The sequence below is a fragment of the Algoriphagus aquimarinus genome (assembly GCF_007997215.1).
GTDB lineage: Bacteria > Bacteroidota > Bacteroidia > Cytophagales > Cyclobacteriaceae > Algoriphagus > Algoriphagus aquimarinus_A.
On record NZ_VORW01000004.1, the window covers coordinates 132812 to 148773 of the forward strand.

Consider the following 15962-nt stretch of genomic DNA (forward strand, 5'->3'; position numbering starts at 1 on the left):
AAAGACGTGTTAAATTCTGAAAGGGAATTAAACCAAGGTGATAAGGATACCGCAAGCGTATTCTGACAAGTAGAGCAAATTAAATTATGAAACTGATTGGAGTAGATATAGGAGGCTCTCATATTTCAGCGGCTCAGGTGATTTTGGAAAATCGTCATGCAGAAATCGCCAATTTCCATGAGGCTGATGTCGATACCTATGGTAATGTAGAAAGTATTATTTCTGCTTGGTCTGAGGTAATCCAAAGAGCTAAAGGGGATCTGATCGATGTCAAAATTGGCATCGCCATGCCAGGCCCCTACGATTACGAGAATGGAGTTTCTTTGATCAAGGATCAGGGAAAAATGGCGGCGCTGTACAAACTTTCAGTGAAAAATTTACTGGCTGAAAGTTTAGCTGTTTCACCCTGCCAAATATCCTTCACCAACGATGCTGAAGCATTTCTCTCAGGAGAAAGCTATGCAGGTGCCGGGAAGGAATTTCAAAATTCTATAGGGATCACTTTGGGGACAGGACTCGGTTCGGCAATCAAAGTGCAAGAGGTGGTGAAAGATGCAAAGCTTTGGACTGCTCCTTTTAGAGATGGGATTGCCGAGGATTATATTGGTACGGGCTGGTTTAAAAATCAAGCTCAGAACAAATACTCTCTTCATATCTCAGGAGCAAAAGATCTTTTGGCAGAGGGTTTTGATCCTCAGATTTCAAGCGAATTATTTACTGAATTTGGAAGAGCCTTGGGCGAATTTCTATTTCCCTACTTGATCAGGCTACATGCTGAGGGTGTGATTTTGGGAGGGAAAATAAGCTTAGCCGGAGATTATTATCTACCGGCTACTAAGTCTTATCTGGAAACTATGGGGTATCCTGTTCCTATTAATGTCTCTGAACTTGGTGAGCAGTCAGCTTTGATAGGGGCTTGTTTGCCTTTTGTGGACAAGTGACATGCCCTCGTTCTTATTTACGCTGTCTGATAGCTTCGTAAATAGCTACACCTGCCGAAACAGAAACATTCAAACTTTCAATTCTACCTGCCATCGGTATTTTGACTTTTTCGTCTACGATTCCCATTAGTTCGGTAGAAATCCCGTCTTCTTCAGAACCCATTACCATTGCTACTGGAACAGAAAAATCAACATCATACATGGTCTTTTCTGTCTTCTCAGTGATGGCTACTAGAACCAAACCGGATTTCTGAAGATCTCTGCAAGTGTAAAAAAGGTTTCTTACTCTCACTACTGGAAGGAAATTCAACGCTCCTACAGAAGTTTTGATTGCGTCAGAGTTGATCTGTGCGCTCCCTTTCTCAGGAATTACGATTGCGTCCACACCGGCACATTCTGCTGTTCTGGCGATAGCCCCAAAGTTTCTTACATCGGTGATTCTATCGAGAATCAAGATCAAAGGAGATTTGCCGACATTAAAGCAGCTTTCGATCACATGATCTAAAGAAGCATATTCTATGGAAGACATCTGAGCTACTACGCCCTGATGATTTTTCCGCGTGATTCTGTTCAGTTTTGCATCAGGTACACGGACTACTGGGATTTTTTCAGCTTTACAAAGCTGCAATAGCTCCTTGATCAAGTCATTGTTGATTTCTTTCTGAACCAACACCTTGTCAATGTCTTTGCCAGCATGGATTGATTCCATTACTGCTCTTGTACCAAAAATAAAATCTTTCTCGTGTTCGCCTTTTTCAATCAAAAAGCCATCTTTCCGCTTCTCCATATGGATATGTTTTTGAACCAAACCGGCTGATAGGCACGTGAACGATTCAATGTGTAATAGTTTGGGCTAAGTATGTTTTTAACCCGGGCAAAGGTAAAGCGAATTCTTGAACTCTCGTTAGTTCCTCCATAACTCCACACTTCTCTGTCCAAATAAAAGTTAACTTCCTCTGGTGGACCCATTACGATATAGACCATTCCCTTATCTGTTTTCCAGCCTTCTTTGAAGTCAGTGAATAGGATATTTGCGAATTCTACCTGACGAAAATACTCGCGAATCAGCTCTTTTGCAGTATCTGGATTTCTTGTTAATCCTATCCAGTATGCGTCCAGAGCTTTCTTTTTATCTTCTGCAGCCATTAGATCCTCATGTTCTTTTCTAGTAGAAATATAGGTGACCATGTCTACCATTTCATCCCAATCTTTCACTTTTGGGAAAGCTTCATGAGTTGTTTTTAGTACAAATCCAGCCTTGGCAGCTGTATCACTTTGAATGAAATAGTAACCAATCTGATCAAAAGCCTTAGGAATATTGGATAGAAAATCACCTTGATCTATCACTTGTAGTTCTCTTGGAACTTGAGCTGGTTTGGTTTCCATAGGAGGATAAGGCACTTCCAAGCTGATTGGATAGTAAAATCCATGAAGATTTGGTCCTCCGTTCGATTTGAATAATAAGGATTCTCCGACGTTCAGGTAGTTCTGGTCAAAGCCAACATTATTAGCATAATAGGCCCCAAAGTTCGGTTGATCAAAGACAAAGCTGCTTTTGATGTCAGTAGAATAGTGGTATTCATCTCCTTGTCTCGTGTCCAAAGCTGTCAATAATGCTATTGAAGTACTTTTGCTAGCAGGGATGTCAATTGATTTTTCAAATACCCAATGCCTATCCGTATCATACTTCAAGTCATCTGATGTCAAAATGTTGGTGTTATCCGAAAGAATCTCCTCATCATAGCTATCCAAAATGGAATAGGTAAAGCTAAAAGAATTGAATTCTGGATTTTCTTCGATTTTTTCTACTTGAAATTGCAGCTTAAAACTGGTCTCAGATTCTTTGATCGGGATGATCTTTAGCGAAAGTCTTGAGTACCTTGAGTAGCGAAGTGTCTGATTTAGACTGCTTAAGGTTTTCTGCGCTAGGGTTGGTATAGTACTTCCTGCAAAGAGGATCAAAAAAATCAGGAGTCGGCTTGTTTTACAGTTCATCGGGTGTTGATCTCGGGTTTTCAAAATTAACCTTACTTTTGCCAAAATAGTAAATTTTTGTATGGCTACCTATACAACGGAAATCGCCTCTGACAAGTTGGTCAGTGACAATCCTATTCATCAACGCTTACTGAAAGCATACATTGCTGCTCAGCCTTGGATTTCTGGCAAATTGCTGGAAGTTGGCTGTGGCGAAGGCCGTGGTGTGGAGACACTTTTGCCTTTGGCAGAAAGCTATCTTGGCTTAGATAAGATTCAGGAAGTTATTGATGAGTTGAAAGTTAAATTCCCAAAAGTTGAGTTTCAGCAGGCGGTAATTCCTCCATTCAAGGGAATCGCTGATAATTCTTTTGATACCATCGTGAGCTTTCAGGTGATCGAGCACATTCCAAATGACAGCTTATTCTTAGAGGAAATATATCGTGTATTGAAGCCAGGAGGGAAAGCTGTGATTTCTACTCCGAATATTAATCATACGCTTTCAAGAAATCCTTGGCATGAGCGGGAATACACACCTCAGCAATTAATTGATTTATGTGCATCCATTTTTGACTCAGTGGAGGCCAAAGGAGTAGGAGGGAATGAAAAAGTCTGGGCATATCATGAGGCGAACCGAAAGTCTGTGCAGAAAATCATGCGCTTTGATATTTTTGACTTGCAACACAAACTGCCAGCATCAATTCTGAGAATGCCTTATGAGATTCTAAACCGGAGAAATAGAAACAAGCTCCACCAACAACAAGGAAAAAGCGTGGTTGACATCACGCATGAAGATTATCCGATTGTTGATGATCCTGCGAAAGGATTGGATTTGTTTTATGTGTTAAGGAAGAAGTAGGAGGTTGGATACTTTTACTCAAGAAAAGCTGCCTTAATTCCTGAGATGATCATATTGGTGCCGATGATGGCGATGATCAAACCCATAATCTTTCCGATCACGACGATCAGGTTTTTCCCTAATCGCTTTACGATCTGATCTCCCAGTTCAAAGGCAATATGTGTCAATAAGCACATTACTGCGAATACAACGATCACAATAAGAATATTTAGGTAATCACCCTGTGAAGCAAAGTTCATCGCGGTCACGATTGTGCCTGGGCCAGCTAGGATTGGAATTGCCAATGGGGAAATAGCAATATTCTCCTCGGTTTCAGGGTCTTTGATGTGCTTCACACTTGATTTTTTGGACTGAAGCATCTCAAAACCCACATAGAAAATCAGGATACCACCAGTGATTTTGAAGGCAGGAATGGTGATCCCGAAGATTTCAAAAATGAATTTTCCGAGTACTACAAATACAACAACGATCACAAATGCTGTAAGAGTAGCTCTTTTACTTATACTTCTTTTGGTAGCCTTATCCAGATCATCTGTTAGGGACGCAAAAATAGGCACGTTGGCGATCGGGTTCATGATCGCGAAAAAACCTGTAAAAACGGATAGGGTGAAAGCAAGGATGTTATCCATGAATAAACTTTGATCTTCTGAATTACATAAGATGTGCGAAGGTATCAAAATCTTCTGCCTGAAGGAAATGAACTACTGGTTTATCATTTTTCACCTTCCTATAGAAGAATATACGCTATTTGTCGTATGGCGTGAAGGAAGGGTTGGATATACATTTGAACTGTATTTTAAATCTTCAAAACCATGAAAACTTACAACACTACACTTTGTGCTTTATTTTTGGGAATAACGGTCATTTTTTCGGCATGTAGCTCCGATGACGATATCGATCCTGCCCAAACTACTCAGACCAATCCGATCCCAAATGCACCTGGCGATGCAAATGCTGTTTTGGCGGCTGTGATGTCTTATTCTGATCTTCCTAGCTCTGTGCCCAGCATTCCTGGAGTGGGAGGCCTTGCGATAGATGTGGCTTCCGGCTCATTCTTTACTGCGGCTATTGGAACCAATTTAGTCAATGTAGGAGATGTAAAACTCAACTCTAAAGCACTCACCATCCCCGGAGGCAACGCTTACATCAATAATCCTACAGATTTTTCTTATTCACTTGTAGCAGGTCAGACCAATACCTGGCAAGTAGCTGGTGGTAGTGGCTTCGATGCTTTTACTTACACGACGACCAAGAAAATGCCTTCACAAGTGAAATTCTCCTCATCAGTTGCAGCGAGCTACAGCAAAGGTTCGGACGTAATGCTATCAATAGAGTCAGTGACTTCCAATACGGATAATATACTTTGGGTGATTTCTGATGGAAAAACAACTGTGACGAAAGAATCTAAAACTACCTCTGTTACATTTTCCTCGTCGGAGTTGAGCGGTTTGAAAGCAACCTCAGCCGGACTAGTTCAGGCGGCAAGCTATAATGCGGAGGAAAAATCATTCGGTGGCAAAAAGGTTTATTTCATCAATGAGACAGTTCACACTAAAATCATTGAAATTAAATAATCTGATTATCCGCAGTCTTGCCAGTACCCAAAATTTCTTTGCTCACCCGGTCAGAAGACCGAAGACGCCAGCCCGACTACTGGCGGGGGTGACCGAAGTGGCCTAAATTCTTGAGTTGACCAAATCCTATTATGCTTTTGGTTCTTTACTGGTAACAAAGCGAATACACATATTTAATAATTACTATTTCTAATAATTGAAGCTAGTGGGATAAACCTCACTGGCTTTTTTTATGCCTTTTTTCTTCTAAAAATCCGCTTGAATGGTTCTGTAGTTTGGCCTATAAAATCCTCAGGGAATTTTTCTCCATCAGGAAGTCCCACAGGAAGGTTCTCGTCATCTGAAGGCCAGTAGTTTGTTCGGAAAAGGAAATCCCAAAGGCTCAGAGAAATCCCATAATTGAATCCATATGGATGACTTTCTGGTAGTTCTTTCGCATGATGCCAAAGGTGCATTTGCGGCCCATTAATTACGTATTTGAAGGGGCCAAGAGGAATCTTGAGGTTTGCGTGACCAAGCTGTCCAATCACTAAAGTGAAGATATGGACGATAAAGAAGTCCGTAATACCAAAACCAATCATAGCCAAAGGAATATATTCCAGCGTGCGATAAAGGATATTTTCCATCCAGTGATAGCGTAGCAAAGCTGCAAAACCCATCTCTCGGGTGCTATGATGCACTTTGTGAAACTCCCACATCCAGCCTACATGATGATACATGCGATGAATCGCCCACTGCATGAAATCGCGGAGTATGAATATAAGCACCAGCTGAAGCCAGCCAGGAAGTTGGTCGACTTTGATAGCTATGGTGTTTGTAATACCAAATAAGCCTAGAAAATCATTGAACGCTTCCACTGCCACCATAGACAGGGCATTGTAGGCGACTAAGGCAAAAAGAAAGTAATTCCAGAAGAGGTAGAAGATGTCCAGCCAGAAATGTTCACGAATTATGGGTTGATTCTTTCTCCATGGAAAAAGAATCTCTAGGCCATAAATCACCAAAGATGCACCCACTAACCAGTAGAAGTAATTATGCCAGCTTGGGTTTAGGATCTCTCCAGTAAAGTAATTCCAATAGCCATAGTAGCCGTCTAGAATAGCTTTGATGTATTTTTCCATTTGGTTATGATGCAGAAATTATGGTTTATCGTTAATTGGATGTCTGAAGAATATGACTCCAAATGCAAACCCAAAAAGAATATAAATGATTCCTATTACCCAAATTGTAAATTGGAGTTCTGGATTAGAAATAAGTCCTTTTAGCAAGGCCAATCCGGCAATCATGAAATGACTTAGATTGGCGATGGCGACAGGTCGATTATAAATACCACCAATTGGTCTTCCTTTATTCATCCAGTTGAGCATCCCAAAACCGAAATACAGTGCTCCAAGTAGTTGAAGTAAAAATACGATGATTTGATTCGGATTAAGATTGAGAGAGCCCAAAATCAAATCAGGGGAAAAGGTGAGGGTTATTCCTGCTGAGAACATGAATATTGCACTCAAAGTCATGATAAGCTTGGTGTTCATTCAAGGCATTTTGGTGAATTTGCTCTGAAATTAGGAAGTTTTGGGCGCCCGCACGAAGGTTCTCAACTTTTCTTTGTCAAAATGCAAGTCAATGATTTATGTAAAAAAATAAGAGTGCGACGTAGGTCACACTCTTTAATACTTAGACGTTTTTGGATTGATCCACACGGAAAGAAATCTTGCAGACACATCCATAAGAACTGACTTTGCCGTCTTTTACATGCGCTTTGATATCTTTTACATAAACTGAATCAATGTTGTGTACAGTCTTCGATACTTCAGTTACTGCATTCTGAATAGCTTCTTCAATACTGTTTTCTGAAGAGGAAATAACCTCTAATACTTTTACTATTCCCATGGTAGTTTTGGTTTTTGTTATAATTAGGATTAAGACTAATTTTTATACAAGTGCCATGCTAACAGTAAGTGAGTCCTACTATTGGGGAAAATGTGATAGCATTTTAGAATTTCGATTATCTATCCCTTAGCTGATTTAATCCTGTCTTTTGATCAAGTTTGTGGACAGGATCAAAATGTCGCTTTTAGGTCTATCTCGATTATTGGTTTCCACTTCAGCAATTTTATCAACTACATTCATTCCAGAAACCACCTCTCCAAAAACCGTATAGTTTTGATCCAAATGAGCTGCTCCACCAACGGTCTTATATGCTTCGCTATGTGCTTCAGGATAGTGATATGGATTCATTCCGTTTTGCTCGATTTCAGCTAAGGAGTCCAGTTCAGCTTTTAGCTGTTTAGCGGCCTCTCCGCCTCTGGAATCTCTATTTCCAATCAATTCCTGATACTTCGCAAAGGTGGATTTATGGGTAGGATCATTAATGACCCGATTGTATGCAAGCATTTTATTGATGCGATTTTCTGCAATTTCAAGGGTGCTATCTGTATAGGTTCTGCCTTGCACTATGTAGAATTGAATGAAGCTGCCTTCTCTGGCAGGATTAACATCGTCACCCTCACGTGCAGCTCCAAGAGCCCCTCTTTTATGAAAATGTGTGGTAGTAATTTCCGCTGGAACTTTCTCAGAAATCTTTAAATCATCCTTCCTTTTTTGGAAAGAATCTGCGTGAACTCGCTCACCAGCCTGAGTCATAAATTTCTCAATCACCCGATGAAAAAGAATACTGTCGTACATCCCCTCTTTCACCAAGCTGAGGAAATTATTGCGACTTAAGGGGGTGTCATCATATAAGCGAAGGACAATCGTTCCTTCTGTGGTAACTAACTTTATGTCTTTTTTAAAATCCTTTTTGCTGACCTTAGATTTGCTCAAAGAATCACAACTGGCAAGTAAAAGCAGTAAGAAAAAAGCGAGTAGATTTATCTTCATGAAGTTTTATTTTGTGCGGAAATTACTGAATTGTGAGCTGTGTGAAAAATTTTTTCTTAGCACAAAGATTACGACATGACTGGTTCAAGTCTCCAGACTTGGACCTACAGCTATTGCAGTCTCTTGACAGTAGCTTATTCTTTACTAGAGTTGGACAGGCTGAGCGAGGGTGTAGTTCTAATCCTTTATTGTTTTTTCTCCAGGCTCTTTTCCTTAAATTCCTTTCTCAATTAAGATTTGCCATGACCCTAGAATATTACCGCGATTACTGCCTTGCTAAGCCTGGAGTGACCGAAGACACGCCTTTTGATCAGGATGCCCTTTGCTTTCGAGTGGGCAATAAGATATTTTCGATCTGCTCCATTTCAGCGTTTCAATACATCAATCTGAAGTGTGATCCTGAGCGTGCGGTAGAGTTACGCGAGCAGTACGATGGGATTACTCCTGGTTTTCACATGAACAAGCAGCAGTGGAATTCGGTGAGTACGACGGGAAATGTGCCTGATCGATTGATTTTGGAATTGGCGGATCATTCTTACGAGCTTATCTTTGGCAGCTTGACCAAAAAACTGCAAGCTGAAATCCGCCCATGAGTTATTTTTCCATTACGAATGTTTCTAAATCTTACGATACCCAACTTGCACTTCATCCCTTTTCTTTAGAGCTGAAGCAGGGAGAATTCCTTGCGATCGTTGGAGAAAGTGGTTCGGGCAAAAGCACACTGCTTAGGATTATGGCAGGATTGGAGGTTCAGGATTCTGGAGATGTGATGTTGGAGGGAAACCCCATTTTGAATCCCAATCAGAAGATAGTGTCTGGCTACGATGAGATAAAGCTGATTCATCAGAATTTCCATCTATATCCTAATTCTACGGTGGAGGAGAATCTTTCGAGGCCTTTGCTGCACTATGAACGAGAATATGCCAAAAATAGGGTGGAGGATCTGTTGAGATTGTTAGGGCTTACAGATTTTCGAGATCGCTATCCTCATCAGCTTTCCGGTGGGCAAAAGCAAAAAGTGGCTATTGGAAAAGCATTAAGTGTGGAGCCAGAAATAGTATTGCTGGATGAGCCATTTAGCTCATTGGACAGCATACAGACTCATCAGTTGATTTCTGAGATGAAGACTACTTTTCGGGAAATGGGTACTACCGTGATTTTTGTGACGCATGATCTCGATGATGCGCTTCGGTTGACAGATAACTTGATCATTCTTCAAAAGGGCAAAGTGGCACAAAAGGGGAGTTCAAGACAACTCTGTGAGAAACCTAAAACAAAATATGTGGCTCAGTTATTTAGCCCAATCAATAAACTTCCCGATACCAAAAATACCTATGTCAGACCAGCGGATGTAAAGCTGAGAACAAAAGGCGGGGTATTGGCGCATGTGAAAGATTCACGCTTTTTGGTGCACTACAATTCTCTTCAGGTGCAACTCAAAGAGAGTGGCATCACTTGGGAGGTAGATGATCCTCAGAGAAAATACGCGGAAGGAGACCGCGTTTATTTGAGTTGGGATGATACCAAAGTAATGAGTCTTTGAGCATTTTATATTTTTTCAAATGCCTAAAAAAAGACATATACCACTCACTATTCTTTATGAGATCAAACTAGCGATCAGTCAGGCGAAATTGTGGCTGTGGATCAAATTAGGTTTGGTGAAATCTCTGTTGATCATTCCTTTTGAGGGGTTTGGCAATGAGAAGGAAATCTTATTAGTAGGTAGAGTGATTCGCGATAATAGAGTAGGGGCATCACATCCTGAGGATAGCGTCTGGCAGAATATCAGTAAAATGCGCAGGAGATTTATGAGTGTGGTCATTCCTAAAGTGGAGTTGAAAGCTGAGTTTCAAGGAGAGGAATACTTCACAAAGACAGACGAGGAAGGCTATTTTGAGTTTAAAATTCAACCGACAAAATCCTTACAATTTTCTTCACGCTGGCAGCAGATAGAGTTGACCTTGATGGATCAGGTGATCAGAAATCAGGGAGAGATCAGATCTTGCGGAGATGTTTTTCTTCCTGTGGGAAACATTGACTATGGCATCATTTCGGATGTGGATGACACGATTATTCCTACTGGAGCGATGCGGATGACAGAAATGCTGAAGACCACTTTCGCCAAAAATGCTCACACCAGAGTTCCCTTTTCCGGAGTTTCGGTTTTTTATAAGGCCTTGCAAAAAGGTGTGGATGGCATTGAGAGCAATCCGTTTTTTTACGTTTCCAGCAGCCCGTGGAATTTGTATGATTTTCTCCATGAACTACTCCAAATTCATCATATTCCCAAAGGACCATTGATGCTGCGGGATATTGGGCTGTCTAGGACTGAGCTTATCTCAGGAAGTCACTCCGAGCATAAACTGGAACAAATCCGCCATATTTTATCCACATATTCTCAGCTGCCTTTTATGTTGATCGGCGATAGCGGGCAAGAGGATCCGACTATTTATTTACAAGTAGTGCGCGAGTTCCCCGGAAGGATTATGATGATTTTTATCCGAGATGTACATGCTTCTAGGCATGCGTCAGTGAAGCAGATTAGTGAAGAATTGAAGGTGCTGGGAGTAGAAATGCTGCTTGTGAAAAACACGGTAGAAGCTTCTCAATATGCTCTTGCCAAAGGTTGGATTTTGGAAGAGGATATGGATGAAATTGCGCAGGAGAAAGTTAAAAATGAAGCTGAAAATGATGAGGACTAAATCTTATTCTTTCAACGAAAGTATATAACTCACCATTGCTTTGGCATCTTCTGTCTTCAAGTCAGGATGAGGAGACATGACTGGACTTCCCCAAGATCCAGTGCCTCCCGAAATCACTTTTCGTGCAAGTAGGTCTACATAAACTTCTTTGATAGGGTATCGCTTGGCAATGTCCTGGAATGCTGGCCCTTTCGCTCTTTTATCCGACTTATGACAGGTTGCACAGTCAGAGTAAGCAATCAGAACCTCGCCTCTTTTGATAATTTCCAGATCTAAATCCTCGTCCTCACCTTCAATAGCTCGTATGTAGGCTCGCTCTTTTTCCTCAGAAGAGTCAATACTCTCCTCAGCAGATTTCTGAGAGCAAGCTGCAAGTAGGACTAAAAAGAAGATCAGATTCCTTTTCAAATCGGGATATTATAAAGGGGTGAAAAAACAAAGAGGTAAGAAGTTAAACCTCTTACCTCTTACAATACTTATTATTTACAAATGACTATTCTTCGTCATGAGCTCCGTGCGCACCATGAACGTGGCCATGTGCAAGCTCATCTTTTGTCGCCTCTCGGACTTCTTCGATATTTCCTTCAAAATGTAAGTCAAATCCTACCAATGGATGATTGAAATCCAAGAGAACTTCTTCGCCCATGTCTTTCAGGATTTTTGCCTGCATAGGATAACCATCTTCGTCCATCAGTGGAAGAAAGTTGCCTTCTTGTAGCATCTCAGGATTGAAACCATTTTCTCCTGAAAACTGTGACTTCGGCAAGTTAACGATCAGTTCCTCATCGATCTCTCCATATGCTTCTACCACTGGAATCACGAAGGAAAAGTCATCGCCTTGCTCTTTGCCCAAAAGCAATTCTTCGAATTTTTGAGGTAGATCACTTGCTCCAAAAAGGAAGTAAAAAGGGTCTTCCGTATCCCGTACTTCTACGCTGAAAGGAGCTGATTCTATTTCATCTGCCTCTTTGCTTACTTTGAGTTCGTAGGTAAGTCCGACGACTGTGTTTTCTGCTATTTTCATGTTCCTAATTTATGATTCTTTGTAATGTTCTGAGATGAAAGCTTAACTCTCAGTGCTTTTGCTTGTCTGGTTATTTTCTTTTACAGTGAAGAAGACTCCTGCAATCAGAGACAAAATGATCAAGTACTGAAATATGATCATTGGTGTTTTCGTGGCTGTGTAGCTTTTTGGTTCAAATTTGAAAACAATCTCATGAGTTCCTGCTGGCACTATTAACCCACGAAGTAGGTAATCGGTTCGGAGAATCTCAGCTTCGTTCCCATCTATTGTCGCTGTCCATCCCACAGGGTAATATATTTCTGAGAAAACTACCAAGCCTTCAGCATCCATTTCTGCCTGGTATTTCAATTCATTTGGAGCATAGGAGGTATGGGTGATTTGACCAGATCCAGCTTTTATCTCACCGAATTCGGCTGAATTCACAGTAGCCTGAGCTTTGGTGTTTATTCTGCCTAGTTCATCCATTTCTTCTTGATTTGTCTGAACAGAGACTATCTGTGAAGGAACCCAAGCTGGGCCATTGGCTTCTGGGTTTTCAAACACTGAATTTGCAGCTGTTCCAGCAATGACATACTTGGTGTTCATCATATTGATTGTCTGAATACCGGCAAAGTCAAATTCACCTTCCTGAGCTTTTTTCACAAAACCATTCAGCTCAAAGTTTAAGCGATTGTCCAGTAAATCCTGATACCTACGCATTTTGGCGCCATGATACCCGCCAAGACTATGGAATCTATAAGGAGATTTGCCTGTGGAGGTTAGTCCTTCTGTGAGATCTAAAACTCTGAAATAAGAATCGTCTTTGGCGATTTCCTGATCGGCAGGAGTTTCTGCAAAGTATGCTTTGGTAGGATTTTCTTGAAATGAATTATCATTCAAGTAATGCTTATTGACCGTCCAAAGGTCAATCGTAACCAAGGCGAAAATTCCAAGGCCTAGAAGGATATCAGAGATTTTGCCCTTCATAGCAAAGTAGATCAGGGCGAAAGCTGCTGCAACTAGCGCCAAACTTCTCCAGGCACTTGCTGAAAGCATAGACTTACGGTCCTGTCTCAAGGAATCGATCAACCAATCTGGCAAACCAGCATCAGCTGCTCCTTCAAATCTGAAGACTCCAGCGCCAAGGGCAAGTAGAAGTAGAAGTCCTCCAACTGCAGCTCCAGCGATATACAATGGTTTGAAATCTTTATTGCGGTACAGTCTTTCCAGTGAAATAGCAGCCAAAGCAGGAATAGCAAAGAGCGTCATTCCTAGTGCCATGGAAACCGCTCTGAATTTATTGTAACCTGGAAGTATGTCGAACAGCAGGTAGTTAAACCAACTCAGATTTTTTCCCCAGGAAAGTAATAGTGATAGAATTATAATCGCTCCAAAGGTGTATAGACTTTCTTTTGGCGCAGCCCAAATTCCTATAAATGCGAGGAAAACCAAGATCGCCCCACCGTAAATCGGGCCGCCTGTAAAGGGCTGATCTCCCCAATAAGTTGGCGCGCCAGCAAGGAAACCGTTGATTTGTGCTGGATCAAGTCCATTGCTTCGCAAAGCTTTTTCAGACGCGGTATTTTTGCCAAGAGGAGTGCTACTGCCGCCTCCATAGAAGTTTGGAACTAATAAGGTTAGGGTTTCGAGTTTTCCATTTGACCAAGAGAAGGCATAATCTCTATCCAAACCAGCGGATGCTGATTCTAAAGTAGCTTGGCCGCGAGTAGAGTAAGGAGTGTATTCAAGAGCAGTAGTTAATCTGCCTATATTTCCGCCAACAGCTAATATTGCTCCTAAAACCAGAAAACCTATAGTTTTTGCTAGTTGTGGAAAACCCTCTTTTTTCCAGTCAAAAATAAGTCTAACAGTCACGTAGATCACCGAAATGATCAAGGTGTAATAAGTAATCTGAATGTGGTTGAACTTCAGTTGGAGCAAAAGTCCAAGTGCCATGACCGCTGCTCCGAGCAAACGTTTCTTTTCGAAAGCCAAGTGAATGCCGAGCAGAATTACCGGGATCAGGTTGATTGCCCAGATTTTGGCGTTATGACCAGCTGCGAGACTGAGGAGATTGTATGAACTCAAGGCAAATGCAACACTGGCAATGATGGCAAAAGCTGGCCTGACTCCGAAAGTCAGCATCAGCACATACATGGCAACCATCCCTAGGAAAAGGCTGTTTACCGGATGGGGAAGGCCTAATGTGATGATTGAAAGCAGCGAAGTGGTGATGTCACCGGCAAATTCCAAGCTGACAAAATAGGCTGGCATTCCGCCGAAAACGCTATTTGTCCAAAGTGCTTCTTCACCGGTAGCTTCACGGTAATCCAGAGCTTCAGTGGCAGAACCTTCCCACTTTAAGATATCACCCTGCATGATCACTTGATCTTGAAGAACTACAGGAGCGAAATAAACCACTACAATAGCATAGAAAATGGCGATTCCCACCAAATGGGGAAGTACGTCTCTTTTGAAATTCAACTGCATGAAAAGAATTTTTCTTTGGAAAATGGATGCTGACGCAAATTAAGGATTTATAGGCAAACCCCATCTACAAAAATAGGTAGTCTCTGGCTGGAATAGATGCGAGACTCCTTTCTATCACTGATGAAAATCATTACTTTTGCACCAAATAGCCACAATAAAGGAATGTTTGATAATCTTAGCCTAAAACTAGACCGGGCCTTCAAAACACTGAAGGGAACCGGGACAATCACCGAAATAAACGTCGCAACGACCGTCAAAGAGATCAGAAGAGCTTTGATCGATGCCGATGTTAACTATAAAGTTGCCAAAGAAGTCACGGATACTATCAAGACGGAAGCGCTAGGTAGAGATGTGTTGATTTCTGTTTCTCCAGGTCAATTACTGATCAAAATCACCCAAGAAGAGCTTACTAAGCTCATGGGGGGTAAAAAGGAGGATATCAAAATCTCCGGCGATCCGGCGGTTATCTTGATATCAGGTCTTCAGGGTTCTGGTAAAACCACGTTCACTGGTAAGCTTGGTGCGCACTTGAAGAAGCAAGGTCGTCAGGTATTGTTGGTAGCTTGTGATATCTACCGTCCAGCGGCGATTGATCAGCTGAAAGTATTGGGTGAGCAGATCGGCGTAGAGGTCTATGCTGAGCCTGAGAACAAGAATGCACTAGAAATCGCGACAAATGCGATTGCCTATGCAAAGAAAACTGGTAAGAAAATCGTTGTAGTCGATACAGCTGGTCGTCTGGCAGTGGATGATGTGATGATGAAGGAGATTGAGGCGTTGAAAAAAGCCTTGAATCCATCCGAAACACTTTTTGTAGTCGATTCCATGACTGGTCAGGATGCGGTGAATACTGCGAAGACCTTCGACGAGCGTTTGAATTTCGACGGAGTCGTATTGACCAAACTTGATGGTGATACACGAGGTGGAGCTGCGATTTCCATTCGCCACGTAGTTAATAAGCCTATTAAGTTTATTTCTACTGGTGAGAAAATGGAAGATCTGGATGTGTTCCACCCAGATCGTATGGCTCAGCGAATCCTAGGAATGGGTGATGTGATTTCCTTGGTGGAAAGAGCACAGCAGTCCTTTGACGAAGATGAAGCTAAGCGTATCAATTCGAAGATCCGTACCAATAATTTCAACTTTGATGATTTCCTTTCTCAGCTAGAGCAGGTGAAGAAAATGGGTAACATCAAGGATTTGCTAGGCATGATTCCTGGTATGGGCAAAGCCATGAAAGGAATGGATATCGACGATGATTCATTCAAACCAATCGAAGCGATCATCAGATCCATGACTCCAGCAGAGCGGGAGCATCCAGATTTGATTGATGGAAATAGAAGAAAGAGGCTTGCTGCCGGATCTGGCCGAACTATCGTGGAGGTGAACAACCTCATGAAACAGTTTGCGGATATGCGCAAGATGATGAAGCAGATGAACAAAATGGGCGGTGCCAAAGCCGCCATGGGCAAGATGCTGCCTCCAGGTATGGGAGGAAGAAGATAAGAAATTGAAACCCGGTCGAGAGATCGGGTTTTT

The 15962-nt window shown here is 41.8% G+C and carries 17 protein-coding genes; 7 read left to right on the forward strand and 10 right to left on the reverse strand.

What is annotated here, in order from left to right; translation table 11 throughout:
- Nucleotides 1–86: 86 nt before the first annotated feature.
- Nucleotides 87–941 carry an ROK family protein gene (locus ESV85_RS09305; protein ID WP_146916874.1) on the forward strand — a complete coding sequence of 285 codons (855 nt, stop codon included), beginning with the start codon at nt 87–89 and terminating at the stop codon, nt 939–941.
- Nucleotides 942–954: 13 nt separating this feature from the next.
- On the opposite strand, the gene rlmB is transcribed toward ESV85_RS09305, so the two are convergent.
- Together rlmB and ESV85_RS09315 are read right to left on the reverse strand one after the other, a co-directional pair.
- On the reverse strand, nt 955–1728 hold the full coding sequence (rlmB, locus tag ESV85_RS09310; RefSeq protein ID WP_092896414.1) for a 23S rRNA (guanosine(2251)-2'-O)-methyltransferase RlmB: 774 nt from the start codon (nt 1726–1728) through the stop codon (nt 955–957).
- Nucleotides 1701–2936: a GWxTD domain-containing protein gene (locus ESV85_RS09315; protein ID WP_146916876.1), complete on the reverse strand. Its 1236-nt coding sequence runs from the start codon at nt 2934–2936 to the stop codon at nt 1701–1703. Before ESV85_RS09315 ends, rlmB begins: the two co-directional genes overlap by 28 nt.
- Nucleotides 2937–2997: 61 nt before the next feature.
- Between ESV85_RS09315 and ESV85_RS09320 the strand changes: the two genes are divergently transcribed.
- Complete coding sequence (locus ESV85_RS09320; protein ID WP_146916878.1) at nt 2998–3774, forward strand: class I SAM-dependent methyltransferase; 777 nt, start codon at nt 2998–3000, stop codon at nt 3772–3774.
- 14 nt (nt 3775–3788) lie between these two features.
- Here the strand turns inward: ESV85_RS09320 and ESV85_RS09325 are convergent, their stop codons facing one another.
- On the reverse strand, nt 3789–4403 hold the full coding sequence (locus tag ESV85_RS09325) for a MarC family protein (RefSeq protein ID WP_146916880.1): 615 nt from the start codon (nt 4401–4403) through the stop codon (nt 3789–3791).
- Nucleotides 4404–4586: 183 nt separating this feature from the next.
- Here ESV85_RS09325 and ESV85_RS09330 point away from each other — a divergent pair, with 183 nt between their 5' ends.
- On the forward strand, nt 4587–5348 hold the full coding sequence (locus ESV85_RS09330) for a hypothetical protein (protein WP_146916881.1): 762 nt from the start codon (nt 4587–4589) through the stop codon (nt 5346–5348).
- A gap of 230 nt (nt 5349–5578) precedes the next feature.
- On the opposite strand, the gene ESV85_RS09335 is transcribed toward ESV85_RS09330, so the two are convergent.
- The 4 genes from ESV85_RS09335 to ESV85_RS09350 all read right to left on the reverse strand — a co-directional run bounded on the left by ESV85_RS09335 (nt 5579) and on the right by ESV85_RS09350 (nt 8228).
- Nucleotides 5579–6469: a sterol desaturase family protein gene (locus tag ESV85_RS09335; protein WP_146916883.1), complete on the reverse strand. Its 891-nt coding sequence runs from the start codon at nt 6467–6469 to the stop codon at nt 5579–5581.
- An 18-nt stretch (nt 6470–6487) separates the two neighbouring features.
- Nucleotides 6488–6880 (reverse strand): hypothetical protein, encoded by a 393-nt coding sequence (locus tag ESV85_RS09340; protein ID WP_146916884.1) that lies wholly within the window; start codon nt 6878–6880, stop codon nt 6488–6490.
- Between the two features lie 142 nt (nt 6881–7022).
- Nucleotides 7023–7238 (reverse strand): dodecin family protein, encoded by a 216-nt coding sequence (locus ESV85_RS09345; protein ID WP_146916886.1) that lies wholly within the window; start codon nt 7236–7238, stop codon nt 7023–7025.
- 135 nt (nt 7239–7373) lie between these two features.
- Nucleotides 7374–8228, reverse strand: coding sequence for a peptidylprolyl isomerase (locus tag ESV85_RS09350; RefSeq protein ID WP_146916888.1), 855 nt, complete (start codon nt 8226–8228; stop codon nt 7374–7376).
- A 242-nt stretch (nt 8229–8470) separates the two neighbouring features.
- Between ESV85_RS09350 and ESV85_RS09355 the strand changes: the two genes are divergently transcribed.
- Genes ESV85_RS09355 through ESV85_RS09365 form a run of 3 tightly spaced genes read left to right on the forward strand, consistent with a single transcriptional unit; the run spans nt 8471 to nt 10930 of the window.
- Entirely contained in the window at nt 8471–8821 is a 351-nt protein-coding gene (locus tag ESV85_RS09355) for an MmcQ/YjbR family DNA-binding protein (RefSeq protein ID WP_146916890.1), read from the forward strand.
- Nucleotides 8818–9771: an ABC transporter ATP-binding protein gene (locus ESV85_RS09360; RefSeq protein ID WP_146916892.1), complete on the forward strand. Its 954-nt coding sequence runs from the start codon at nt 8818–8820 to the stop codon at nt 9769–9771. The genes ESV85_RS09355 and ESV85_RS09360 overlap by 4 nt, the downstream gene beginning before the upstream one ends.
- A gap of 19 nt (nt 9772–9790) precedes the next feature.
- Nucleotides 9791–10930, forward strand: a complete 1140-nt coding sequence (locus tag ESV85_RS09365) for an App1 family protein (protein ID WP_146916894.1) — start codon at nt 9791–9793, stop codon at nt 10928–10930.
- Nucleotides 10931–10933: 3 nt separating this feature from the next.
- Here the strand turns inward: ESV85_RS09365 and ESV85_RS09370 are convergent, their stop codons facing one another.
- From ESV85_RS09370 to ESV85_RS09380, 3 genes are all read right to left on the reverse strand, one after another.
- On the reverse strand, nt 10934–11338 hold the full coding sequence (locus tag ESV85_RS09370; protein WP_223275959.1) for a c-type cytochrome: 405 nt from the start codon (nt 11336–11338) through the stop codon (nt 10934–10936).
- 85 nt (nt 11339–11423) lie between these two features.
- Nucleotides 11424–11954 (reverse strand): peptidylprolyl isomerase, encoded by a 531-nt coding sequence (locus tag ESV85_RS09375; RefSeq protein ID WP_146916895.1) that lies wholly within the window; start codon nt 11952–11954, stop codon nt 11424–11426.
- Nucleotides 11955–11996: 42 nt separating this feature from the next.
- A complete protein-coding gene (locus ESV85_RS09380; protein WP_146916897.1) occupies nt 11997–14423 on the reverse strand; it encodes a hypothetical protein in 2427 nt (808 codons plus the stop codon).
- 162 nt (nt 14424–14585) lie between these two features.
- On the opposite strand from ESV85_RS09380, the gene ffh reads away from it, so the two are divergent.
- Complete coding sequence (gene ffh / locus ESV85_RS09385) at nt 14586–15929, forward strand: signal recognition particle protein (protein WP_146917158.1); 1344 nt, start codon at nt 14586–14588, stop codon at nt 15927–15929.
- Nucleotides 15930–15962 lie beyond the last annotated feature (33 nt).